The sequence below is a fragment of the Streptomyces sp. MNU76 genome (assembly GCF_020982545.1).
Lineage (GTDB): Bacteria > Actinomycetota > Actinomycetes > Streptomycetales > Streptomycetaceae > Streptomyces.
The window spans coordinates 755,439-778,338 of sequence record NZ_JAJKLK010000001.1 but is presented as its reverse complement, the minus strand read 5'-3'; the positions used below and the strand labels follow the sequence as shown (position 1 = coordinate 778,338).

At 69.0% G+C, this 22,900-nt stretch carries 15 protein-coding genes, 3 tRNA genes and 2 pseudogenes; 7 read left to right on the top strand and 13 right to left on the bottom strand.

Annotated features, from left to right (window positions below):
• Positions 1 to 157: 157 nt before the first annotated feature.
• The 6 genes from E4N62_RS03350 to E4N62_RS03325 form a co-directional block, all read right to left on the bottom strand.
• The gene (locus E4N62_RS03350; RefSeq protein WP_230211848.1) at positions 158 to 1,798 is read right to left on the bottom strand and encodes an IclR family transcriptional regulator C-terminal domain-containing protein; all 1,641 of its coding nucleotides are present in this window, start codon (positions 1,796 to 1,798) and stop codon (positions 158 to 160) included.
• Between the two features lie 266 nt (positions 1,799 to 2,064).
• Positions 2,065 to 2,958 (bottom strand): alpha/beta hydrolase, encoded by an 894-nt coding sequence (locus E4N62_RS03345; RefSeq protein ID WP_230211847.1) that lies wholly within the window; start codon positions 2,956 to 2,958, stop codon positions 2,065 to 2,067.
• Between the two features lie 141 nt (positions 2,959 to 3,099).
• Positions 3,100 to 3,933: an ABC transporter ATP-binding protein gene (locus E4N62_RS03340; RefSeq protein ID WP_230211846.1), complete on the bottom strand. Its 834-nt coding sequence runs from the start codon at positions 3,931 to 3,933 to the stop codon at positions 3,100 to 3,102.
• Positions 3,934 to 3,946: 13 nt separating this feature from the next.
• Positions 3,947 to 4,738, bottom strand: a complete 792-nt coding sequence (locus tag E4N62_RS03335; RefSeq protein WP_230211845.1) for an ABC transporter permease — start codon at positions 4,736 to 4,738, stop codon at positions 3,947 to 3,949.
• A gap of 4 nt (positions 4,739 to 4,742) precedes the next feature.
• Positions 4,743 to 5,615, bottom strand: a complete 873-nt coding sequence (locus E4N62_RS03330) for an ABC transporter permease (protein ID WP_230211844.1) — start codon at positions 5,613 to 5,615, stop codon at positions 4,743 to 4,745.
• Positions 5,612 to 6,589, bottom strand: coding sequence for an ABC transporter substrate-binding protein (locus tag E4N62_RS03325; RefSeq protein WP_230211843.1), 978 nt, complete (start codon positions 6,587 to 6,589; stop codon positions 5,612 to 5,614). Before E4N62_RS03325 ends, E4N62_RS03330 begins: the two co-directional genes overlap by 4 nt.
• Before the next feature lie 653 nt (positions 6,590 to 7,242).
• Between E4N62_RS03325 and E4N62_RS03315 the strand changes: the two are divergent.
• Positions 7,243 to 7,630 (top strand): annotated as a pseudogene (locus tag E4N62_RS03315) (hypothetical protein).
• 300 nt (positions 7,631 to 7,930) lie between these two features.
• On the opposite strand, the gene E4N62_RS03310 reads toward E4N62_RS03315, so the two are convergent.
• The 3 genes from E4N62_RS03310 to E4N62_RS03300 form a co-directional block, all read right to left on the bottom strand.
• Entirely contained in the window at positions 7,931 to 8,353 is a 423-nt protein-coding gene (locus E4N62_RS03310; RefSeq protein WP_230211842.1) for a hypothetical protein, read from the bottom strand.
• Positions 8,354 to 8,625: 272 nt separating this feature from the next.
• Positions 8,626 to 10,893, bottom strand: a complete 2,268-nt coding sequence (locus E4N62_RS03305) for an RNA polymerase sigma factor (RefSeq protein ID WP_230211841.1) — start codon at positions 10,891 to 10,893, stop codon at positions 8,626 to 8,628.
• Between the two features lie 680 nt (positions 10,894 to 11,573).
• Positions 11,574 to 12,629 carry a branched-chain amino acid ABC transporter permease gene (locus E4N62_RS03300; RefSeq protein WP_230211840.1) on the bottom strand — a complete coding sequence of 352 codons (1,056 nt, stop codon included), beginning with the start codon at positions 12,627 to 12,629 and terminating at the stop codon, positions 11,574 to 11,576.
• Between the two features lie 62 nt (positions 12,630 to 12,691).
• Between E4N62_RS03300 and E4N62_RS03295 the strand changes: the two genes are divergently transcribed.
• Both E4N62_RS03295 and E4N62_RS03290 read left to right on the top strand, forming a co-directional pair.
• Complete coding sequence (locus tag E4N62_RS03295; protein ID WP_230211839.1) at positions 12,692 to 13,336, top strand: glycoside hydrolase family 3 C-terminal domain-containing protein; 645 nt, start codon at positions 12,692 to 12,694, stop codon at positions 13,334 to 13,336.
• A complete protein-coding gene (locus tag E4N62_RS03290) occupies positions 13,336 to 14,583 on the top strand; it encodes a glycoside hydrolase family 3 C-terminal domain-containing protein (RefSeq protein ID WP_230212417.1) in 1,248 nt (415 codons plus the stop codon). Before E4N62_RS03295 ends, E4N62_RS03290 begins: the two co-directional genes overlap by 1 nt.
• A gap of 578 nt (positions 14,584 to 15,161) precedes the next feature.
• Here the strand turns inward: E4N62_RS03290 and E4N62_RS03285 are convergent.
• The 3 genes from E4N62_RS03285 to E4N62_RS03275 all read right to left on the bottom strand — a co-directional run bounded on the left by E4N62_RS03285 (position 15,162) and on the right by E4N62_RS03275 (position 15,562).
• Positions 15,162 to 15,235, bottom strand: a tRNA-Ile gene (locus E4N62_RS03285).
• A 175-nt stretch (positions 15,236 to 15,410) separates the two neighbouring features.
• A tRNA-Asn gene (locus E4N62_RS03280) sits at positions 15,411 to 15,483 on the bottom strand.
• 6 nt (positions 15,484 to 15,489) lie between these two features.
• Positions 15,490 to 15,562 (bottom strand) — tRNA-Asn (locus E4N62_RS03275).
• Between the two features lie 174 nt (positions 15,563 to 15,736).
• Here E4N62_RS03275 and E4N62_RS03270 point away from each other — a divergent pair.
• From E4N62_RS03270 to E4N62_RS03255, 4 genes and pseudogenes are all read left to right on the top strand, one after another.
• A complete protein-coding gene (locus tag E4N62_RS03270) occupies positions 15,737 to 16,042 on the top strand; it encodes a hypothetical protein (protein WP_045557412.1) in 306 nt (101 codons plus the stop codon).
• A 69-nt stretch (positions 16,043 to 16,111) separates the two neighbouring features.
• The gene (locus tag E4N62_RS03265) at positions 16,112 to 17,566 is read left to right on the top strand and encodes an FGGY family carbohydrate kinase (RefSeq protein WP_230211838.1); all 1,455 of its coding nucleotides are present in this window, start codon (positions 16,112 to 16,114) and stop codon (positions 17,564 to 17,566) included.
• A gap of 116 nt (positions 17,567 to 17,682) precedes the next feature.
• Positions 17,683 to 19,416: an ABC transporter ATP-binding protein gene (locus E4N62_RS03260; protein WP_230211837.1), complete on the top strand. Its 1,734-nt coding sequence runs from the start codon at positions 17,683 to 17,685 to the stop codon at positions 19,414 to 19,416.
• Positions 19,416 to 21,349, top strand: a pseudogene (locus E4N62_RS03255) (ABC transporter ATP-binding protein). Before E4N62_RS03260 ends, E4N62_RS03255 begins: the two are co-directional and overlap by 1 nt.
• 113 nt (positions 21,350 to 21,462) lie before the next feature.
• On the opposite strand, the gene E4N62_RS03250 reads toward E4N62_RS03255, so the two are convergent.
• Positions 21,463 to 22,797: an RNA polymerase sigma factor gene (locus E4N62_RS03250; protein WP_230211836.1), complete on the bottom strand. Its 1,335-nt coding sequence runs from the start codon at positions 22,795 to 22,797 to the stop codon at positions 21,463 to 21,465.
• Between the last annotated feature and the right edge of the window lie 103 nt (positions 22,798 to 22,900).

Here is a 22,900-nt window from a genome sequence, read left to right as displayed (position 1 = left end):
CACGACCCACCGGCTGCGAGTCGGCGACAGCGCCACGGCGAGGGCTTCGGCTGCCCTCGCCCGGCCAGTGACGGGCGCACGCCGCGGGCGAGGGTGCGCCCCGGCGCTCACGCGATCCCGCGCCGAACACCCCGGCCGTCGCGCGGTGGTGGCGCCGTCAGGTCTTGATCGAGGAAAGCGGCCCCAGGTCACGTTCGATACCCGCCGCCGCGGCGCGGAGCGCGGGCAGGACCTCCTCGAGGCATTCGGTGACCGAACGCCGACTGGAGTGCATGGCGACGTTGATCGCGGCGCGCACCTTGCCGTCCCGGCTGCGGACCGGCACGGCCATCGAGCGCAGACCGACTTCGAGTTCCCCGTCGACCAGGGCGTATCCGTCGTCGTCGGCCTGTGCGACAAGCCGGATCAGTTCATCGACATCCGTCACCGTCTGCGCGGTGAGGGACGTCGGAGCTGAGGAGGCGAGGATCGCGGCGCATTCGTTCCTGGGCAGGCCGGCGAGCAGTACGCGGCCCATCGCGGTGGCGTACGCGGGCAGTCGTGTGCCCACTGTGGCGTGGACCGTCATCAGGCGGGCGGGGGCAGCGCGGGCGACGTAAAGAATCTCCGAACCGGAGAGCACCGTCATGGACGCGGAGTCGGAGAGCCGGTGGGACAGGGCCGTGAGATGAGGTTGGGCCAATTGCGCCGGCGACAGACGCGACAACGGGGCGTAGCCCAGCGAGAGGATCGCGGCGCTGGGCCGGTACAGCCCGTCCTGACCAGTGACATACCCGAGGTGGTCCAGCGTGATCAGCGCGCGCCGTACGGTTGCCCGTGGCAGGCCGGTGAGACGGGCTATCTCGGCATTTCTGAGGGCGTCGCGGCCCGGGCCGAAGGCGGTCAGCACGCTCAGGCCGCGGGCGAGGGACTCGATGATTCCGCGCCCGGGCTTGGAGACTTCGGTATCGAGCGGTCGTCTGACCGCCGCGGCCGGTGGTTCCGGCGGTGGTGTGCGCAGTTGTTGTTCCATGTCTGCCACGGCGCTCCGCACTGCGGGCAGCGCGGCCCGTGCCAGCGCTTCCGCGCTCGGGTAGCGTCCGATGAGGCTGACCACGTTCACCACGCACACCAGGTCCCCGTCCGGGGCATGGACGGGGTGGCCGAGGGCGATCAGGCCGGCTTCCAGCCACTGGTCGTCGAGGGACCAGCCGTTGGCTTTCGCGGCGGCGGCGCGTTCGCGGAGATCGTCCGTACACGCCTCGATGAGGTTCGCGCCGCGCACGCAGGGGTGGTGCGCCCGGTGGTGTTCCCATTCGGCGGGGCTCCAGGTGGCGGCCAGCAGCGCACCCGGCGCCGAGGCGTCGAGTGGCAGCCTGTCGCCGATGCTGCAGACGATTCCCATCCGCCGGTCGCGGACCGCCGAGTGGACGAAATGGGCGCCGTGCTGGTCCGGCACGGTCAGGGTGACCCCCTCGTCCAGTTCCTCGGCCAGCGCGTCGGCCCGTGGTCCCAGGAGTTCGGGAATCCTGACGGCAGTCAGGTAAGCGTTGCCCAGCTCCATCAGTGGCGGGGCCAGCACGGCTCTACGTCCCTCGATGTGGACGTAGCCCATGGCGCCGAGGGTGACGGTGATGCGGTCGAGGGTGGCCCGTGCGAGGCTTGTGCGGTTCGCGAGCTCTTGCAGGTCCTCCTGCCCGCCGGCGTCCGCAAGAGCCTTGAGGACGGCGATCCCACGTATCACAGGGCCGACCGCCTCGGTGGGCACCTGCTCCGTTGCGGCGCCGTCCACCTCACTGGCCGCGACCTCGGCCGTCATGCCGTCACTCCTTGCTTCGGTGCAGGCAACAGTAGCCGATCAGTCCTCCAGCGGGCCTGGGAAGTCCGCGCCGCTCCGCCAGGAACGGGTGACGGAGCGCGGTTGTCTAGATCGGAAACCGGCGAAGCAGGAATCCCTGATACGAGTGTGTGTTCCGGGAGGTGATCCACCGGTTCGACGAGATCGACCTGGCCTGGACCGTCGACGGGCGGGAGCCCGTCCCCGCCCGCTCATCCCTGAATGCGCCGCCGACCGGAGCGCCGGTGTCAGTCGTCGAGTGCGGTGCGCAAGGTGGTGGCCATCAGATCGATGGCCTGTTTCGCCGCCGGTACCGGGCCGGTGTGGGTGAAGTAGTGGTCGACCCCCTCGAAGACACGGTGGGTGACCGGGACGCCGGCGGCCTCCAGAGCCTTGGCGTAGGCGTCGCCCTCGTCGCGCAGGCGGTCGTTCTCCGCGGTGATGACCAGGGCGGGAGGAAGTCCGGCGAGGTCGTCGGAGAGTGCGGGAGAGACGAGAGGATGCGCACGGTCGGCGGGATCCGGGACGTAGGCGGCGGTGAAGATCCGCATGAGCTGAGGGCTGAGCAGCGGCTTGGCTGCGAGGGACTGCTTGGTGGCCGGGTCGGCGAGCTGGTCGAGCGGTGCGGAGTCGATGATCTGGAGGCGTGGCGAGAAGGTTCCGCGGTCCCGGGCCAGGCGGCAGACCGCGGCGGTCAGGTTGGCTCCGGCACTGTGCCCGCCCACGGCAAGGCGTGAGCCGTCCCAGCCGCCCTCGGGGCCGTTCTCGGCGACCCACGCGGTGGCGTCGTATGCCTGGGTGACGGGGACGGGGAACTGCCGTTGCGGGGCGACGGCATAGTCCACGTTGATCACTACACAGCCGGCCGTGGCGGCGATGTAGCGGCAGATGTGGTCGTCCTGTTCCGGGCGGCCGACCACGAAACCACCGCCGTGGAAGTTGACGTACACGGGAGCGGAGGCTCCGGTCGTGGCCGGCGGGCGGTAGACGGTGCAGGTCACCGGTCCGGCCCCGGTCTCCACCCGGAGGGTTTCGGTGCGCTTCGGGACATCGGTGAAGCGCAGGTCCTTGTGCACGCGGGACATCATGCGGCCGAGCAGCAGTTGGATGCCTCTGGCCTGGACTCTTGAACTGAACGCCATGGCGTTGCCCACTTCTTCACGGCTTGAATGACAGGTTGGAGGGGTGGAGAGCACCGAGCCGACCACCGCGTGCGCCGCCGTACCTCATGGCGCGTCACGAGGGGTGCGTGCAGTATCACGGGCCCCGTGTCGTGTGGTGTGTCAGGCCTCGGCCTCCTGTGAGGCGAAGTCCTTGCTGCGGTCGGGCGCCTGTGTGTCCGTGTCGCCGCTGAGGTGCTTCGCGCGTTGGATCTGTTCGTAGACGTGAGCGCGCAGTTCGGCGAATCGCGTGCTGGAGCGGGTGTGCAACTGGTCGCGCTCGTCGGGAAGATCGATGGTCAGATCCTCCTGCACGACGGTCGGCGACTTGGACAGGATGATGGTGCGCTGGCCGAGGTAGACCGCTTCGTCGATGTCATGGGTGACGAACAGGACGGTGACGCCCAGCTCGTGCCACAGGTGCCTGATGAGGTCCTCCAGCTCCGCGCGCGTCTGTGCGTCGACGGCCGCGAACGGCTCGTCCATCAGCAGCACCTTCGGTTCGAACGCGACGGCGCGGGCGATCGCGACGCGCTGCTGCATTCCTCCCGAGAGTTGCCAGGGGTAGGCATGGTGGGCATCGGCGAGACCGACCACCTCCAGCGCGTGGTCGACCAGTTCCTTCTCCCTGGCCTTGCCCAGCTTCTTGCGGCGAAGCGGCAGGGCCACGTTGTCGCGCACGTTCATCCAGGCGAACAGGGACCGGCCGTACTCCTGGAACACGACGGCCATGGCGGGTGGCGGTCCCGCGATGGGACGACCTTCCAGACGGACTTCGCCGCTGGTGGGGTCGAGCAGCCCCGCCATGCATTTCAGCAGAGTCGTCTTGCCGCACCCCGACGGTCCGACCAGACACACCAGTTCTCCGGCAGCGATATGAAAGGTCAGGTTCCGCAGAGCTTCGACGCTGCGGTTGCGTCCGGTGTAGATCTTCTGCAGATTGCGTACGTCGAGCATCGACGTCTCCTTGTCAGGGATTGCGCTGAGCCCGGCGCAAGCCGTGGTACCAGGCCAGGACCCGGTTCTCCGTGAACCGGAAGAGCAGCGACAGGACGAAACCGAGCAGGCCGAGCAGCAGGACGCCGCTCCACATCTCGGGGATGGCGAAGGACCGCTGGAACTGCACGACGGCGAACCCGAGGCCGTTGCTGGCGGCGAACATCTCGCTGATGACCATGAGGATGATGCCGATCGACAGGGACTGACGCATGCCGGTGACGATCTGCGGGCTCGCCGAGCGCAGTACCAGGTGCCACAGGCGTCGAGTGCCGGTGATGCCGTACGAGCGGCAGGTGTCGCTGAGCACCTCGTCGACGGCACGGACACCCTCGACCGTGTTGAGCAGAATCGGCCACATGCACCCGCTGACGATGACGAGCACCTTCATGGTGTCGCCGATGCCCGCGAAGAGCATGATGATCGGTACCAGCACCGGGGGCGGTATGGCCCTGAAGAGTTCCATGACCGGCTCCAGGAAGTCGCGCACGAGGCGGCTCATGCCGATCACCAGCCCCAGCCCGACTCCGGCGACGATGGCCAGCAGATAGCCGGCGGTCAGCCGAATCACGCTGGGCACCACGTCGGATGTCAGCCGCTCGCCCGTCCAGACGTCCGCGAACTTCCCCAGGATGGTGGAGAGCGGAGGGCTGTAGAAGTCGGTGCTGCCGGCGCTGAGGGACCACCACACTCCGAACAGGACCAGGGGCAGGCCCAGGACCAGCGAGGCACCACGGGCCACGTTGAGGACAGTCGTCCGGATCATCCGGCTACCCTTCCCTGCGGATGGACTGATGCCAGTGCAGTGCCCGCCGCTCGACGGTCCGGGCCACCAGGTTGATCGCGATGCCCAGCAGCCCGGTGACCAGGACCAGGGCGTAGACGTCGGGTACCGCGCCGGAGGTCTGGGCGACGGCGATCTGGTTGCCCAGCCCCGGCGAGCCGATGACGAGTTCGGCGGTGATCGCCAGGACCAGCGCCACGGTGGCGGCCAGCCGTACGCCCGTCATCACATACGGCAGCGCGGTGGGCCACATGACGTGGCGCACCCGTCCCCACGTGCCCAGCTGGTAGCTGCGGGCGGTGTCGTCGGCGACCGGGTCGACGTCCTGCATCCCGGCCAGCACCTGGACGAGGACCTGCCAGAAGGAGGCGTACACCACCAGCAGCAGTTTCGATCTCAGGTCCGTGCCGTAGAGCAGGACGGCCACCGGGATCAGAGCCACCGACGGGATGGGCCGCAGGAACTCGATGGTCGAGGCGGTGGCCGCCCGCAGCAGGGGCACCGATCCGATCACGATGCCCGCCGTCACGCCCGCCACGACGGCGATGGCCAGTCCGATACCCCACCCGGTCAGGGTGTCGCCGAGCGCGGTCCAGAACGCGTCCTCGGCGAGCACCTGCCACAGGGCCCGGCCCATCTCCGACGCGGGCGGAAGGTAGTCGGCGGAGACCAGACCGGTGTGGGGCAGCACTTGAAGCAGGACCACCAGGCCCCCCAGGCCCGCTGCCCCACGCAACAACGTGGTGGCCTTCCCCGGGAAGCGCCGGGCACGCCACGTCTCCGGCCTGTCGGGACCGCTGACGGTCCCGACGGCGCCGACGCTCTTCGTCAGCACAGAGGTGCTCTCAGAACCGCTCATGAGAACAGGGCGTCCAGGTCGGGCTTCTTGCCGCCGAAGATGCCGTCCTTCTCGCCGAGGGAGGCGAGCTTCTCCAGGGACTTCATGTCGTACTCCGCGGTCCAGCTCGGCAGCGTCAGGTTCTTCAGCACCTCACCGCTGATCTTGGTGTAGGTGGTGAGGATCTGGCGCGCTTCGTCGGGGTGTCCGGCGGCGTACTCCAGGGACTCGGTCATCGCCTCGGTGAACTTCTTCACCAGCCCGGGGTTCTCCTGCGCCAGCTTGGTGGAGGCGAAGTACGTCGCGACGGTGAGCTTCGGGTCGGTGTCCGCGAACGGGGACGCCACGACGCGGGCGCCCTGGCCCTTGGCGATGGTCAGCGCCGGCTCGGCCATCCAGGCGGCGTCGACCCGTCCGCTGTCCAGCGCGGCCGGCATCTGGTCGAACGGCAACTCGACGAACTTGACCTTCGAGGGGTCTCCTCCGTCCTTGCGCACCGACTCGTGGACGGTGGTGTCCCCGATGTTCTTGAGGGTGTTGACAGCCACGGTCTTCCCGGCGAGGTCCTTCGCGGACTTGACCTTGCTGTCCTTCTTGACCGCGACTCCCGTGACGTCCTTCCCGGTGACGCCGGTGGAGGCGACACCGTTGACCACGGACTTGACCGGCACGCCCCTGGACTGCGCGATCATCAGCGAGGTGACATTGCTGAACCCGAACTGGAACTCGCCGCTGACGACACCGGGGATGATCGCGGCACCCCCCTGGGCGGTCACCAACTCCAGCTCGATGCCGCGACTGCTGAAGAAGCCCTTCTTCTCTCCCAGATACAGCGGCGCCACATCGACGATGGGAATGACCCCTACCTTGACCTGCGTCGTCTTGCCCCCGTCCGAGGGCGAGGAACCGCCTGTCGCAGAAGACGAGGATCCGCATCCGGTCGCGGCCGTGAACGTGACCGCTGCTATGGCAAGCCCGATGATGCCTCTTCGCATGGGCCTCTCCTGACGAGTGTGTGCGCTGTGCGAAATATTGTCCGTATCCCGAACGATAGCGGGAGGCTATGGCCGGGTTCGCGGTGCGTCAATAGGTGGGGTGACACCGGTAGTGCTCGGTCAGGCAGGCGCGCGGCGGGCCGGAGCCCCGCCACCGCCCGAAGTGCACTCCTCTGCCGGTGCGTTGCTGATGTGCCGAGATCATCGCTCGGTCCGTTGCATGCCTGTGCCGTTGGCCGTTCCGTCAGCGGCCTGACCCGAGCGGCGGGCGACCGTGCCGGACGTCTCGTCCAGCCGCGAGGTGCCACCGAGCGGCACCTTTCACCTTTCGACCTCTACGGAGGTGCGAGCAGTGCGGGTGACGGCCAGGCGCAGGTCCGTGCGGAGATCGAGCGGGACCGCATCGCTGGTGCCGTGCCCGCTGATCCGCCGACTCGGCCACGTCTGTCGGTTCCCGTACCCTCCCCCGCCGTTCGCCGGGTCTCGGGGAGGCCGCACCGCCCCTCCGGACGGTTACGGAAGGTCAGGCGGGCGCCGAGCAGGCGGGTCTGGCCTGTCGCGATGGTCAGGCCGAGGCCGGTGCCGTGGTCGCGGACCCGGACCGCGGGGCCATCGACGCCGACCAGGCGCGCATCGACGTCGAGGTCGAGGCGATGTCCCTCGCGCCGGTCCCGCCCCCGGAGGTCCTGTGGCACAAGCCGCACGTGCTCGCGGTCGCCGCACTCCCGGGGACGACGCTTGGGCGCCTCGGCGGACCGTCGACCGGGTCGCCGGCGGCGTGGGGGTACGGCGGGCGCCGCCATCCGGAAGCCGCACGACGCGCCGCTACCGCCCCGGCCGGTACAGGCCGGCCGGAGCATCGCCGCGCTGGCGACGGAACTCGACGACGTCACCGCCGGCTATGGCACCGACACCGACCTCGACGTGATCCGCGCATGGTGGTCGTTGCGAAGCCTGCTGATAGTTCGCTGGCTGAGCGAGCACGGCTTCGATCCCTTCGCGCCGGGCTGTGAGGTCGACATGCTGCGATCCCGGATGTGAGGCTGCGCGGGCCCTACTGCTACGACATTTTGTTATGAGCCGTAAGAGACGTAAAACGCCGGTTCCTCGCGTACTCCTCTCCATCACGCTCGCCGGACCCGCACCATCTGCCAGTACTGGCACGTCCCGGCTTTGTCAGGGCCGCTTTCCGTCCTCCCCGGCACCACCCGGATCAGACTGCCCTCAGCTTCAACAGCCCTGCTGCGACAGGGCGTTGGTGCAGGTCTTTCACCTCCACTCGAACCAACAGCGCCTCACGGCGCAAACAAGATCGTCGACAGAGCCGAACTGCGCGACCGCTCACAGTTCCTGCTGCCCCGCGCCGAACAGCAGGTCGGCGATGTGCGCGTTCGCCACCTGGTCCATGTGCGCGAAGAGGCAGTCCACCTTGTCGTCCTGGTAGTGGTTGAGGGTGTTGTTCTGCGCCATGTTGCCCACAGGGATCTGCCACAGGACCACCGGCTTGCCCACGGACTCGGCCATCGTCTTCCAGACCCCCAGCTCGGCGGCGGCCTTCTGGTCCGTCCAGAACATGTCGCGGCTCCCGTGCGCCGGCTCGGCGTACCAGCCCGCGTCGCGGTCCGACACGTCGGCGACCAGGAAGTCGGCGTTCTGCGCCCCGAGGATCGCGTAATCCTTGGCGCACGCCTGCGTGTTGCCCTGCCAGTCCCAGCAGGTGAGGTGCATACCGACGGTCGCGTGAGGAGCGTACTTGCGGGTCATTGCGATCAGGCAGTGGGCCAGACCCGCCACACTGTTCGCCTGATTTGCGCAGTCGTTCGGGGCCGCAGCAGTCACCTGCGCCGGGACCTTGTTCACATTGCCCACGGTCGAGTAGCCGGGGCACAGCAATGTGCTCCGGCTACCCGACATCATCGACGGCAGCAGCTCGCGGACGTCACCGACGTCCCGCAGGCGGCCAGGATCACGCCGCGCAGGACCGGGCCGATCGTGCTGAACGACGTGCCGACCGCGAAGGCAGCAGCCTTCTCACGCTATTTGAGCGGCGTGCCACCCGAGTTTCGGTAGGCGATCGTCTTCCGGAACAGGTTGCCGCCGTCGGTTTCAATCGTGGTCGACTTGTCCGTTCCTTGGCCGAACATCAGAGCCGCGACATGGGCGTTCGCGACCCGGTCCATGTTCGAGAACAGCCAGTCCACCTTGTCGTCCTTGTAGTGGTACGGGGTGTTGTTCTGTCGCATGTTGCCGACCGGGATCTGCCAGACCACGATCGGCTTGCCGGATGCCTCCGCCATCGTCTTCCAATACCCGAGCTGCGCGGACCACTTCTTTTCGCTCCAGAATGAGTTGTGTCCGCCATTCTCCGGCAAGGCATTGAGGCCGGCGTCCGCGGCTTCGACCTCCCCGACCAGGAAGTCCGCACCCTTTGCCCCGAGGGCCACGTAATCCCTGGCGCACTTCTTCTCGTTGCCCGGCCAGTCCCAGCAGGTGAGGTGCAGGCCGACGGTCGCGTTAGGAGCGTACTTGCGGGTCATCGAGATCAGGCAGCGGGCCAGACCCGCCACAGTGTTCGCCTGGTTTCCGCAGTCGTTCGGAGCCGCAGCAGTCACCTGCGCCGGGACCTTGTTCACATCGCCCGTCCCTCGGGCGAATCCCCAAAAATCAGCTTCGAGATCGATCATGTCGCGCGAGGTGCCGATCTTCTGGAGGAAGAAACGGTAGTCGTTCAGGTACCTGGTGAGGAGGTCGACCCGGTTGACCGCCTTCACCTCGTCCTGCCACGTCGCATTGGGGGTGAGGTGGGGGAGTACAAACCACGACCACATCATCGTCTGCGGATGCGGTTGACCCTTATAGGTGGCCTGCGCAGCGCGGGCTTGCATATGGGGGACGAGCCCCCCGCGCCCACCCCACACGCATCCCCACCAGTTCGTCCCATTCGGGCAGGACTTCGCCGTGTACACGTTGCTCGACGGTGCAGGCGGACTGACGACGTATTGGTACTGAGCGTCGAATGGTGCGGCAATCGAAGGTTTATCGTTCGATATTCTTCCGATCATCACCGTGCTCTTGCCCATGAAACGTATCGTCGAGCTGGCGCCATCGGCCGCAGGAGACGACGCCGACGGCGCTGCTGCCTTGGCGCTCGCCGACGCCGACGCACTCACCGAGGCTGAGGCGCTCACCGAGGCTGAGGCCGAAGCGCTAGCCACGGCCGCCGCGACATCCGCAGCGCCCGGCGCCCCCGCCGTGGCGGAAGGGGAACCCTGTGGCTGGTGGCTGGTGGCCACGTAGACGACGCCCGCGCCGACGGCTACGGCGGCAGCTACCGCGGCCGCGACGAGTTTCGCGGACACGTGCGCGGCCAGCCCGCCCGATCTGCTGCCGTGGCTGCCGTGGCTGCCGTGGCGCAACCGCTTCGCGGCCTTGCCTTTCCCCGCGACCCCTTTCGCCGCGGCGGCCTGCGCGCTCGGCGCGGACGGGGGCAGGGCGTGCCGCAGCCATGTGGCCGCGAGCAGTGCGGGTACCGGTACCAGGGCCGAGCCCGCCAGCAGCCGCTCGGCGGGCACCAGGTCCTGCCAGGACGCGACGCAGGCTACGCATTCGCGTACGTGCCGCGCGAACTGCTTGCGCCACGACGGGGCCGCCCACCCGTCCCACCGGGTCGCTATCTGGGAGAGCTCAGCGCACCGGGGCGCGGCGTCCAGCGCCCGCACCACCGTGCGGGCGGCGTCCAGCCGGGCCTTGAGCCGCTGCACCCGCACCGCCGCGTGTCCCGGCTCGATGCCCAGCGCCCCGGCCAGCTCCGCCCGGTCCAGCTCGCCCGCCGCCTCCAGCCACCACAGCGCCAGCAGTTCGCGGTCACCCTCCTCCAGCCAGCGCGTCGCCAGAGCCGTCTCGCGCCTCTGGCCCGACAGCTCCAGTTGAAGGATCGTCAGGTCCACGAAGTCCGCGCCGGGATCGGCCGCGTCCGGCGCGAGCTCGAAGCCCCAGCCGTGCGCCGCCGAGGGCTGAGTCTGGTGGCGCCGCCACCGGTCGCGCACCTGGCGCACCGCGATCGCCACCACCCAGGCTCGGAACGCCGTAGGGTCGCGCAAATCCCCGATCCGGTCCACCGCGCGCATCAGCGTCTCCTGGACCACGTCGTCCACATCGACGTGTCCGTCCAGCGCCCGCCCGACGATGTTGTAGACCAGCGGCAGATACGCGGCCATCAACTCGTCCAGGGCTTGGCGGTCCCCGCCCTGCGCCGCCACCACCAAGTCCTGATCTGCACGCCCGTCCCGCTCTGTAACCCGCATCCGCACTCCTTCGCTCACCGGCCGGGCGCCCGCGCGCGCCCGGTCCGCCTCGATGTATAGGTGACGGCTGCGCGGCGGCCGGGTAACACTTCCGGCCGCATTGTTTCGCCGGACCGCGCACTACCCGCGGGCGGCGGCGACCCAACACCAAGTAAACCAACCAGTAGACGAAACACCATGCGTCAGCTGGCTGCCCGGCAGAACCACCGAATGGAGAAACGCACAGGTCATCGATCAGCAGCGCGGTTCACCACAACGCTCTCAGTCTTTCCGATCCTTGTGTCCAACCTGCGTCCAGAACGCGTCCTGGAGGACAAGCCCAACCGGATTCCGAGACGATCGCCCCAGCTCAGAAGTGCGCCTCGAACTCGCCCGCAGCGGATTCCCCTTCCAACGCATAAAGGCTTCACCCCGGTGGTTGCGGGGGAGCCTCTATGACCGGTGTCGTTGGCCAAGGCGTCTGAACTGAGCACAGCCAGCCTTCGAGCTGACCGTTCTTCAGGGGTACACCGTGCTGCTGGGAGGTCGCTCTCGACAGTGAGCTCTCCTGCCGGCTCGCGGAACAGTTGCCGCCGTGCAATTCACCTCCGCTCGCGTGGCCAGTCGGGCACCCACAAGCTGACCACCATGTACAACGGTTCACCTTCGCTTGCGCGGAGAGGTGCGTTCCTTTCGGGGGGTTATCGTGCCTGGCCGCGCCGCGACGCCCGCAAGGCCTTGTGGGACACCGGGAAGAGTGCGAAGCCGGTGCGGTGGGCCAGGGTTCCCCACAGGCCGCGCGGTAGGTAGAGGGAGACGGCGATGGCGGCGGCTCCGATGACGACGAGGTACCAGACGCCGCTCTGGGCGAAGTACTTGTCGAGCAGGAAGTAGATGAGGGCGCCGATGACGGGACCTTCGACCGTGCCGATGCCGCCGATGACGACCATGAAGATCATCAGGGCTGTGTACTGCACGCCGAAGATCTGCGAAGGGGAGGCCACCCCCAGGCTGCTGACGCAGATCACGGCTCCGGCGGCCGCGCATCCGGCCGCCGCCGCGATGTAGATGAGCCGCTTGCCACGTGTGACGTTCACTCCCAGTGCCCCGGCCGCCGTCTCGTCGTCGCGGATGGCCTGGAGGTCCAGGCCGAGGCGGCTGCGCAGTACCAGGTACGTGCCGAGGACCGCGGCTGCCATGACGGCGAGGGCCAGCCAGTAGGTGTAGGCCCGCCGCAGGATCGGGTCGGCGGTGATGGTGGTCAGGTTGCGTCCGCTCGCGGCACCGAGGGAGTCGAAGCGGACCACGATCAGGCGTACGACTTCTGCGATGACCCAGGTGCCGACGGCGAAGTAGCCGCCCCGCAGCCGGAAGGCGACGTAGGAGACCGGCCAGGCGATCAGCGCGACGACCGCCGAGACGACGAGCGTGCCCGCGTAGACGTTGATCCCGTGGTCGTTGACGACGAACAGCGTGTACGCGCCCAGGCCGATGAAGGCCTGCTGCCCCATGGAGACCATGCCCGCGTATCCGGCGAGCAGGTTCCACATCGAGGCCAGGGCGACGAGGTAGCAGAGCTTCACCAGCTGAGCGGTGACGCCGGTGTCGACGACGTACGGCAGGCTCGCCATGACCAGAAGGACGAGGGCCGTCCCGGCCAGGCCGAGGACGGCGGCGCGGCCACCGCGTCTGATGACGGGGCGTACGGACGGGGCCGACGGGGACTCGACGGCGGAGGTGGTTGTCCGGGTGGTCATGCGAGCACACTCCTGCCGAACAGGCCCTGCGGCCGGAACACCAGAATCACGAGGAAGACCACGTGCCCGGCGAGCAGCGGCAGGTCGGGGGACATCTGGGCGCCGACGGACTGCGCGACGCCGAGCACCATGCCGCCCGCGACACCGTCAGGGCCATTGAGGGCGGCCTCGATATCGCGATGCCGGGACCGAGAACGGTCTACGGCGAGGCGCTCGCCACCGCCGTACGCGAGGGCCGGGTCGCGGAGGAGACCGTCGACGAGGCCGTGCGGCGCGTGCTGCGGCTCGCCGCTCGCGTGGGTGCGCTGGACGGTGCTCCGCCGGCCGTCTGTGAACCGCCCGTCGAAGCCGACGGCAGGGCCCTGGCCCGCGAGATCGCCCGCCGTTCCTTCGTACTGCTCAGAAACGAGGGCGCGGTGCTTCCGCTGCGGCCGCGGGAGCTGCGCAGGGTCGCCCTCATCGGCGACACCGCCCGGCATGCACGGGTCATGGGCGGCGGCAGTGCCACCGTGTTCCCCGAGCGGGTGGTCACCCCGCTGGCCGGACTGCGCCGCGCGCTGTCGCCGCCGTCGAACTGGTGCACGCCCAGGGCGCCGACCCGCGCACCCGGCTCGCTCCAGCGGCCGAGGGCTTCACTCTGCGCTCGGTCTACCGGGACGCGGACGGCACCGTGGTGGCCGACCTGCCGCAGCCTGACGGCCGGGTGATGACCGTCGGCAGCCTGCCGGCCGGAGTGGACGCCGCGCGGCTCCACTCGGTGGAGATCACCGGAACCCTCACCCCCGACCGCACCGGTGCCCACACCTTCGGTGTCACCGGATACGGGGAGGCCACACTGCTCGTCGCGGGCCGCACCATCTGTTCCCTGACCAGGATTCCCGACTCCGAGGACCCGTTCCTCGCCTTCACCGACCCGGCGGAACAGCGCCACACCCTCGATCTGACCGCAGGCGTGACGGTGACCGTCAGCCTGCTGTACGTGCCCTTCGCCAAGGGCTTCGACGACAACATCGCCGCTCTCTCCTTCGGCCTGGGACACCGCCCGCCGACCGCGAGCGGTGCCGAACTCATCGAGGAGGCCGCCGCCCTCGCCGCTGCGGCCGATGTCGCGATCGTCGTGGTGGCCACCACCGAGGAGGTCGAGAGCGAAGGTTTCGACCGTACCGACCTGAAGCTGCCGGGCCACCAGGACGAACTGGTCTCCCGCGTGGCCGCGGCCAATCCGCGTACCGTCGTGATCGTCAACGCCGGATCCCCGGTCGAGATGCCGTGGCGCGACGAGGTCGCCGCCGTCATGCTCTGCTGGTTCCCGGGCCAGGAGGCCGGGCACGCCCTCGCCGACGTGCTGCTCGGCGCGGAGGAGCCCGGCGGGCGGTTGCCCACAACCTGGCCCGCAGCCACCGCGGACTGCCCCGTCCTGGACACCAAGCCGGTCGACGGAGTGCTCTCCTACGACGAGGGTGTCTTCATCGGCTACCGGGCCTGGGCCCGCCAGGAGACCCCGCCCGCATACTGGTTCGGCCACGGCCTCGGCTACACGTCGTGGTCGTACGAGCAAGCCGAGTTCACCCCCGGCGACGGCGACATCCTGGGCATCCTCCGCGTCCATGTGCGGAACACGAGGGAGCGGGCGGGCCGTGAGGTGGTCCAGGTGTACCTGGAAGCGCGGGCCTGCCCCGAAGGAGGAGAAGCGGTCGCGGTAGCCGAGCGGCCGGGCCCGGCCCGCCGCCTCGTCGGCCTTGCCACCGTCGAGGCCGGCCCCGGCCGCGCGGTGACGGCCGAGATCCCCGTGCCCCGGAGGGCTACGCGGATCTGGGACACCGACCTCGGAGACTGGTGCACCCTCGCGGGCCGTTACCGGCTGCGCGCCGGACGCTCGTTCGCGGATCTGCGGTTGGAAGCGGAAGTCGACCTGACCGGAAAACCCGACGGTCAGGTGGGTATCGCGAAGTAGCCCCTACAGCCTGGCCATCCTCGGCACGACATTCACCGACCCGCTGCCGTTGCCTTCCGGCCGCGCAAGCCGTGGGCCAGATGCGGCAGCCCTGAGCAAAGAGCCCGACCGGCCCCGACGCTGAGCGGCCCGCGTGTGCCGTCGCGGCCAGGTCGGCGGCACTACAACCGAGAGGCTCGGGCAGCCCATCGGGGCCGTTTCCTCTTGGGGCAGTTTCCCTGCGCTCACACCCCTCGCCGGACGCGCTCACCACAAGGCCCAGATCCGGAAAATCATCACATCGCAGTCTCGAACTCGGCGAGACGGCTGGCGGGATACAGGGGAGGCTCCACTGACGCTTTTTCGATACCCGTCGGCCTCAGGACGGCCTCAACTCACGGTTCTGTCGCCGCGCAACCGCCCAGAACAGAGCTCACCAGAGGCGCGTTGGCGCACATCTATGCAGGTCAGGGAAGCAACGGTCGACGGAGGCCACACCGGCTCGCGAAGTCACGAGCAGCGGATTGAGTCCGTTCAAACAAAGTTGACGATCCGACAGGACAAAATGAACGTTTCCGCAGTTCAGAGGCTTGCGCAGGTGGGGCGGGTGGGACTCGAACCCACGGCCGACGGATTATGAGTCCGCTGCTCTAACCGGCTGAGCTACCGCCCCGTACGGCGTGTCGCGTACATGTGTGCGCGCCGTCTGCCGCAGCATAGCCGCTCATACGATCTCCTGCTTCGGATGGTCGGCCTTCGCATGCGCTTCTTGACCTTGAAGACCTCGGCGCGGCGCACGCGGTTCCCCCGAACATGAAAAAGGACCCCCAAGGGGTCCTTCCTCAGCGCTCTCCCGACTGGACTCGAACCAGTAACCTGCCGGTTAACAGCCGGCTGCTCTGCCAATTGAGCTACGGAAGATCGAAGCTCCCCCGACTGGACTCGAACCAGTAACCTGCCGGTTAACAGCCGGCTGCTCTGCCAATTGAGCTACGGAGGATCGCCTCGCTGCATCGAACGTACCTCCCTGGGTATTCGCCAGAGGGCGTGCGCTCGCTGCGACACATACATTAGCGCAAGCAGGGGGGTGCTCCGCCAATCGGTATCCCCCGCGCCCGTCGCCCGCGCAGGGCACGCAAGGGACCGACGCAGACGTAAGGGAAGGGTGGTCGCCATGCGCTATCGGCTCACGTTCTTTGCCGGACTGGCCCTGGGGTACGTGCTCGGCACGAAGGCCGGTCGCGAACGCTACGAACAGTTGAAGAAGTCCGCCCGGCAGGTCGCACAGAACCCCGCCGTGCGGAACACCGCCGAGTCGGCCGCCCAGCAGGGGCGGGTCTACGCGGGCAAGGCGTACCACGTGGTCAGCGAGAAGGTCGGCGACCGCATGCCCGATCTGGTCGCCGAGCGGGTCCGCTCCCTGCGGGAGCGCAACGCCAACGGCTCGGCCGGAGACGACTGGGGCACCAGCAATACCTAGGGACCACATCGCGCCGCCCGGAGCAACGTGCGGCGCCCCCACCCCTTCCCGTGCGGCAGAATTTCTGCCATGGGGATAGTCGCCGGGCTGGACAGTTCGCCCGATTTTACGCGCATTGTCGTCTGTGACTCGGACACAGGGGCCGTGCTCAGGCAGGGGTATGCCCCGCACCCGTTGGAGCCGGCGGAGAGCGGGGGGCGCCCCGCCGACGTCGATCCGCAGGCCTGGCTGCTGTCCCTGGGAGAGGCGGCCGGCGGCGGGCTGCTGGAGGGCGTGCAGGCGATCGGGGTCTCGTCCCAGCAGAACGGGCTGATCGCGCTGGACGCACAGGGCAACACCGTGCGTCCGGCGATGGTCGGCGGCGACAGGCGGACCCAGGTCGCGGCGGCCGACCTCGTCGACGCGCTCGGCGGGCGAGGCGCGTGGGCGGAGGCCGTCGGCTGTGTGCCGGGGGCCGCGCAGCCGGTGACCAAGCTGCGCTGGATGAGCCGTACGGAACCGGACGCCGCGATGCGGACGGCCGTACTGCTCCAGGCGCACGACTGGCTGGTCTGGCAGTTGCTCGGGCGGCCGGTCAGGAGGACCACGGACCGGGGCGGGGCGTCCGGGACCGGGTACTGGAACGCGGCGACCGGGCAGTACCGCACGGACCTCGTGGAGATGGCGCTCGGGCATCAGGTGATGCTTCCCGAGGTGCTGGGCCCTTCGGACGCCGCCGGTACGACGCCGGAGGGACTCCTCATCTCCGCCGGCACCGGCGAGACCATGGCCGCCGCGTTCGGGCTGGGTATCGGCCTCGGTGACGCGGTGGTGTCGCTGGGGGCCTCCGGGTCCGTCATGGCCGTACACACCCAGGCGCTCGTCGACTCCTCCGGGATGATCACCTCGCTGGCCGACGCCACCGGGATGCATCTGCCGGTCGTCACCACGCTCAACGCCGTACGGACCCTGCGCGGGGCCACCGAGCTGCTGGGCGTGGCCGATCTGGAGGCGCTGTCCGACCTGGCGATGAAGTCCACCCCCGGGTCGCACGGGCTGGTCATGCTGCCCTACCTGGAGGGCGAGCGGACGCCCAACCTGCCGCACACTGCGGGGACGCTGGCCGGGCTGCGGCGGGAGTCGATGAAGCCGGAGCACTTCGCGCGGGCCGCGTTCGAGGGCATGCTGTGCGGGCTCGCGGACGCGCTGGACGTGCTGCGGGGACGGGGCGTGGACGTACGGCGGATCTTCCTGCTGGGTGCGGCGGCGGAGCTGTCGGCCGTGCAGACGGCGGCGCCGGCGCTCTTCGGGGTGCCGGTGGTGGTGCCGCAGCCGGCGGACTACGCGGCGGTGGGCGCGGCCCGGCAGGCCGCGTGGGCGCTCGGGGTCTCGCAGGGGACGCTCGATCCGCGTACGCCTCCGATGTGGCCGGGGGCGGCGGCGCAGGTGCTGGAGCCGGGCGACGAGTTGGCGGTGGGGCAGGCGGTTCGGCAGCAGTACGTGGCGGTTCGGGAGCAGACCCATCCGGGGGCATTTCGCGCCTGAGGGTGCACGGGGCCCACGCACCGTCGGGTTAATTCGGTTGAGGTAACGCGGGTGGAGTGTTCGACGATGGGGGGTGGTGCGTCCCGAACCCCGTCTTCGACTCCGAGAGATCTCGCGTGCTCATACGATTGCTGAGAAGTCAGCTCCGTCCCTACCGGACACCGATCACCCTGCTGGTGCTGCTGCAGTTCGTGCAGACGTGCGCCACGCTCTACCTGCCCACTCTGAACGCGGACATCATCGACGAGGGCGTGGTGAAGGGGGACACGGGTTACATCCTGTCCTTCGGCGCGCTGATGGTCGGTATCTCGCTGGTGCAGGTCGTCTGCAACATCGGGGCCGTGTACTACGGCGCCCGCACCGCGTCGGCGGTCGGCCGGGACATCCGGGCCGCCGTGTTCGACCGGGTGCAGTCGTTCTCGGCGCGTGAGGTCGGTCACTTCGGGGCCCCGTCGCTGATCACGCGGACGACGAACGACGTCCAGCAGGTGCAGATGCTGGTGCTCATGACGTTCACGCTGGTGGTGTCGGCGCCGATCATGTGTGTCGGCGGCATCGTGCTGGCGCTCGGGCTGGACGTGCCGTTGTCGGGGGTGCTCCTGGCGGTCGTACCGGTGCTCGGGATCTCCGTCAGCCTGATCGTGCGCCGACTGCGCCCCCTGTTCCGCACCATGCAGGAGCGGTTGGACACCGTGAACCGGGTGCTGCGGGAGCAGATCACCGGCAACCGGGTGATCCGGGCCTTCGTGCGGGACGACTACGAGAAGGAGCGGTTCCGGAAGGCGAACGTCGAGCTGACGGACGTGTCGCTGGGCACCGGGCGGATGCTCGCGCTGATGTTCCCCATCGTCATGACGGTCATCAACTTCTCGTCGATCGCGGTGGTGTGGTTCGGAGCCCACCGGATCGACAGCGGGGGCATGGAGATCGGCGCGCTCACGGCCTTCCTCGCCTACCTGATGCAGATCGTCATGGCTGTGATGATGGCCACCTTCATGTTCATGATGATGCCGCGCGCCGAGGTGTGCGCCGAGCGCATCCAGGAGGTGCTGGAGACCGACACGAGCGTGGTGCCGCCGGTCGAGCCCGTTCGGGAGCTGCGGCGTCACGGGTTCCTGGAGGTCCGGGGTGCGGGGTTCCGCTATCCGGGTGCCGAGGAGCCGGTGCTCAGGTCGATCGAGGTCGTGGCCCGGCCGGGGGAGACGACCGCGGTCATCGGGTCCACCGGCAGCGGCAAGTCCACGCTGCTCGGGCTGGTGCCCCGGCTGTTCGACGTCACCGAGGGCGAGGTCCTGGTGGATGGCGTCGACGTACGGGCGCTCGACCCGAAACTGCTGGCCAGGACGGTGAGTCTGGTGCCGCAGAAGCCGTATCTGTTCTCCGGGACCGTGGCGACGAATCTGCGGTACGGCAATCCGGACGCCACCGACGAGGAGTTGTGGCACGCGCTGGAGGTGGCGCAGGCCAAGGAGTTCGTCGAGGGGCTGGAGAACGGGCTGGACTCCCCCATCGCGCAGGGCGGGACCAATGTGTCCGGCGGTCAGCGGCAGCGGCTCGCGATCGCGCGGACGCTGGTGCAGCGGCCGGAGATCTATCTGTTCGACGACTCCTTCTCCGCGCTCGACTACGCGACCGACGCCGCGCTGCGGGCCGCGCTGGCGCGGGAGACCGCCGACGCGACCGTGGTGATCGTGGCCCAGCGGGTGGCGACCATCCGGGACGCCGACCGGATCGTCGTCCTCGACGAGGGCCGCGTGGTCGGAGCCGGACGCCACCACGAGCTGATGGCGGAGAACGAGACCTACCGGGAGATCGTCCTCTCCCAGCTCACGGAAGCGGAGGCAGCCTGATGGCCGGGCCGTTGGCACGGATGGCGGGGGCCGGGGCCCCCGATCAGCACTCCATGGACTTCAAGGGGTCCGGGAAACGGCTGCTCGCGCAGTTCAGGCCCGAGCGGTTCACGATGTACGCGATGGTCCTGTGCGCGGTGATCAGCGTCGGGCTGTCCGTGCTGGGGCCGTGGATCCTCGGCAAGGCGACCGACCTGGTGTTCGCGGGTGTCGTCGGGCGGGAGATGCCGGCGGGCGCGACCAAGGCCGAGGTGCTGGAGTCCATGCGGGAGCGCGGGGACGGCGCGATCGCCGACATGCTGTCGGGCACGGACTTCACCCCGGGCAAGGGCATCGATTTCGAGGCCGTCGGCACGGTTCTTCTGGTTGCCCTCGGCATCTTCCTGGTCGCGGGGCTGCTGATGGCGGTGGCCACGCGGCTCTCCAACCGGGCCATCAACCGGACCGTCTACCACATGCGCGAACAGCTCCAGGCGAAGCTGTCGCGGCTGCCGCTGTCCTACTTCGACAAGCGGCAGCGCGGTGAGGTGCTGAGCCGGGCGACCAACGACATCGACAACATCGGGCAGACGCTGCAGCAGTCGATGGGTCAGCTGATCAACTCGCTGCTCACCATCATCGGCGTGCTGGCGATGATGTTCTGGGTGTCGCCGCTGCTGGCGCTGGTCGCGCTGGTGACCGTGCCGGTGTCGTTCCTGGTGGCCACGCGGGTCGGCAAGCGGTCGCAGCCGCACTTCGTCGCGCAGTGGCGGGTGACGGGCAGGCTCAACGCCCACATCGAGGAGATGTACACCGGGCACACGCTGGTGAAGGTGTTCGGGCGTCAGGAGGAGTCGGCGCAGCAGTTCGCCGAGGAGAACGAGCGGCTGTACGAGGCCGGGTTCAAGGCCCAGTTCAACAGCGGCATCATGCAGCCGCTGATGTTGTTCGTGTCGAACATCAACTATGTGCTCGTCGCCGTGGTGGGCGGGCTGCGCGTCGCGACCGGTGCGCTGTCGATCGGTGACGTGCAGGCCTTCATCCAGTACTCGCGGCAGTTCTCGATGCCGCTGACGCAGGTGGCGTCCATGGCCAACCTCGTGCAGTCGGGGGTCGCCTCCGCCGAGCGGATCTTCGAACTGCTCGACGCGGAGGAGCAGGAGGCCGACGCGGTACCCGGGGTGCGGCCCGAGGAGCTGCGGGGCGGGTGGCGCTGGAGGGGGTGTCCTTCCGGTACGAGGCCGACAAGCCGCTGATCGAGGATCTGTCGCTGGTCGTCGAGCCGGGGCACACGGTGGCGATCGTGGGGCCGACGGGCGCGGGCAAGACCACGCTGGTGAACCTGTTGATGCGGTTCTACGAGGTCACGGGCGGGCGGATCACGCTCGACGGGGTCGATGTCGCGTCCATGTCGCGGGACGAACTGCGCGACGGGATAGGAATGGTGCTCCAGGACACCTGGCTGTTCGGCGGGACCATCGCGGAGAACATCGCGTACGGGGCGTCCGCGTCGCGGAAGGTGACGCGGGGTGAGGTCGAGGAGGCGGCTCGGGCGGCGCACGCGGATCGGTTCATCCGGACGCTGCCGGACGGGTACGACACCGTGATCGACGACGAGGGGACCGGGGTGAGCACGGGTGAGAAGCAGCTCATCACGATCGCTCGGGCGTTCCTGTCGGATCCGGTGATCCTGGTGCTGGACGAGGCGACGTCCTCGGTGGACACGCGGACCGAGGTGTTGATCCAGAAGGCGATGGCGAAGCTGGCGCACGGGCGGACGTCGTTCGTGATCGCGCATCGGCTGTCGACGATTCGGGACGCGGACACGATTCTGGTGATGGAGAACGGTTCCATCGTGGAGCAGGGGGCGCACGAGGAGTTGTTGGCCGCGGACGGGGCTTATGCGCGGTTGTACAAGGCGCAGTTCGCGGAGGCGGTGGCCGAGGTGGACTGAGGGGTGGGTTGAGGGGTGCGTTGTCGGGTGCGGGTGGGTGGGGCTTCTCGCGCAGTTCCCGCGCCCCTGAAAAGCAGGGGCTGCGCCCCCTGCTTTTCATCACCACCTCCCCCTCAGTCCAAGTACCCCCGCAGCTGGTCCGCGAAGGCGTGGTCCCTCAGTTTGTTGAGGGTCTTGGACTCGATCTGCCGTATGCGTTCCCGGGTCACCCCGAAGATGCGGCCTATCTCCTCCAGCGTGCGAGGGCGGCCGTCGGCGAGGCCGTAGCGGAGTTGGACCACCTTGCGTTCGCGTTCGCCGAGGGTGGAGAGGACCGCCTCCAGGTGTTCGCGCAGCAACAGGAACGCGGCCGACTCCACGGGGCTCGCCGCGTCGCCGTCCTCGATGAGGTCGCCCAGGGCCACGTCGTCCTCCTCGCCGACCGGGGCGTGGAGAGAGACCGGTTCCTGGGCGAGCCGGAGGACCTCGCTGACGCGTTCGGGGGCGAGGTCGAGGTGTGCGGCCACCTCCTCCGGCGTGGGCTCGTAGCCCCGCTCCTGCAGCATGCGGCGCTGGACTCGGACGACCCGGTTGATCAGCTCGACCACGTGGACCGGGACCCGGATGGTGCGGGCCTGGTCGGCCAGCGCGCGGGACATGGCCTGGCGGATCCACCAGGTCGCGTAGGTCGAGAACTTGTAGCCGCGCGCGTAGTCGAACTTCTCGACGGCCCGGATGAGGCCCAGGTTTCCTTCCTGCACCAGGTCCAGCATGGTCAGGCCGCGGCCGACGTACCGCTTCGCCACGGAGACGACGAGCCGCAGGTTCGCCTCGATCAGGCGACGCTTGGCCATGCGGCCCATGACGACCAGTTTGTCGAGGTCGAGGGCCAGCTCGGTGTCGAGGTCGCGGGCGTTGCCGAGCCGCTCCTCGGCGAAGAGGCCGGCCTCGACGCGGCGGGCCAGCTCCACTTCCTCCGCTGCCGTCAGGAGGGGGATGCGACCGATCTCGCGCAGGTACTGGCGGAAGAGGTCGGAGGACGGGCCGCTGGTGTCCGCGCGGGCGCGCGGCAGTTCCACGGGCTCGGCCTCCGGGGTGTCGGCCCTCTCCAGGGCCTCGACCGCGGCGGCGGGCGGTTCGTCCAGGTCGGGCGGGCCGTCCGGGACCGCCTCGGGGTGGTGCGCGGCGCGGCTCTGGGCGGGCACCGCGGTGATGACATCGGTCTCCGCGGCCGGCTCCGAGCCGTCGGTTCCGATGGTCGTACTGGCCGTACTGGTGTCGTTCTGTATGAGGGTCTGGGTCTGCACGGGGGCGGCCTCCAGGAATGTCGCTGCCAGGGCGTACGGCAGCGGTACGTCTGGGATGGCGCGGGCGGCCTCGCCGCCGTCCATCCCGTACTCATCGAGCGGAACCGCGGGGATCTCGGACCCATGGGGGACGGGTCGGCCGCGCTCCGAGGACTCAGGCACCGCAACCCAGTGTGGAGTACGACACACAGCCGCCACGAGGGGCGTGCGGTGACTTTTTGCGTCCGGCCCGTGACCGCACGGTTACCGTGCTGCACGAGTGCGC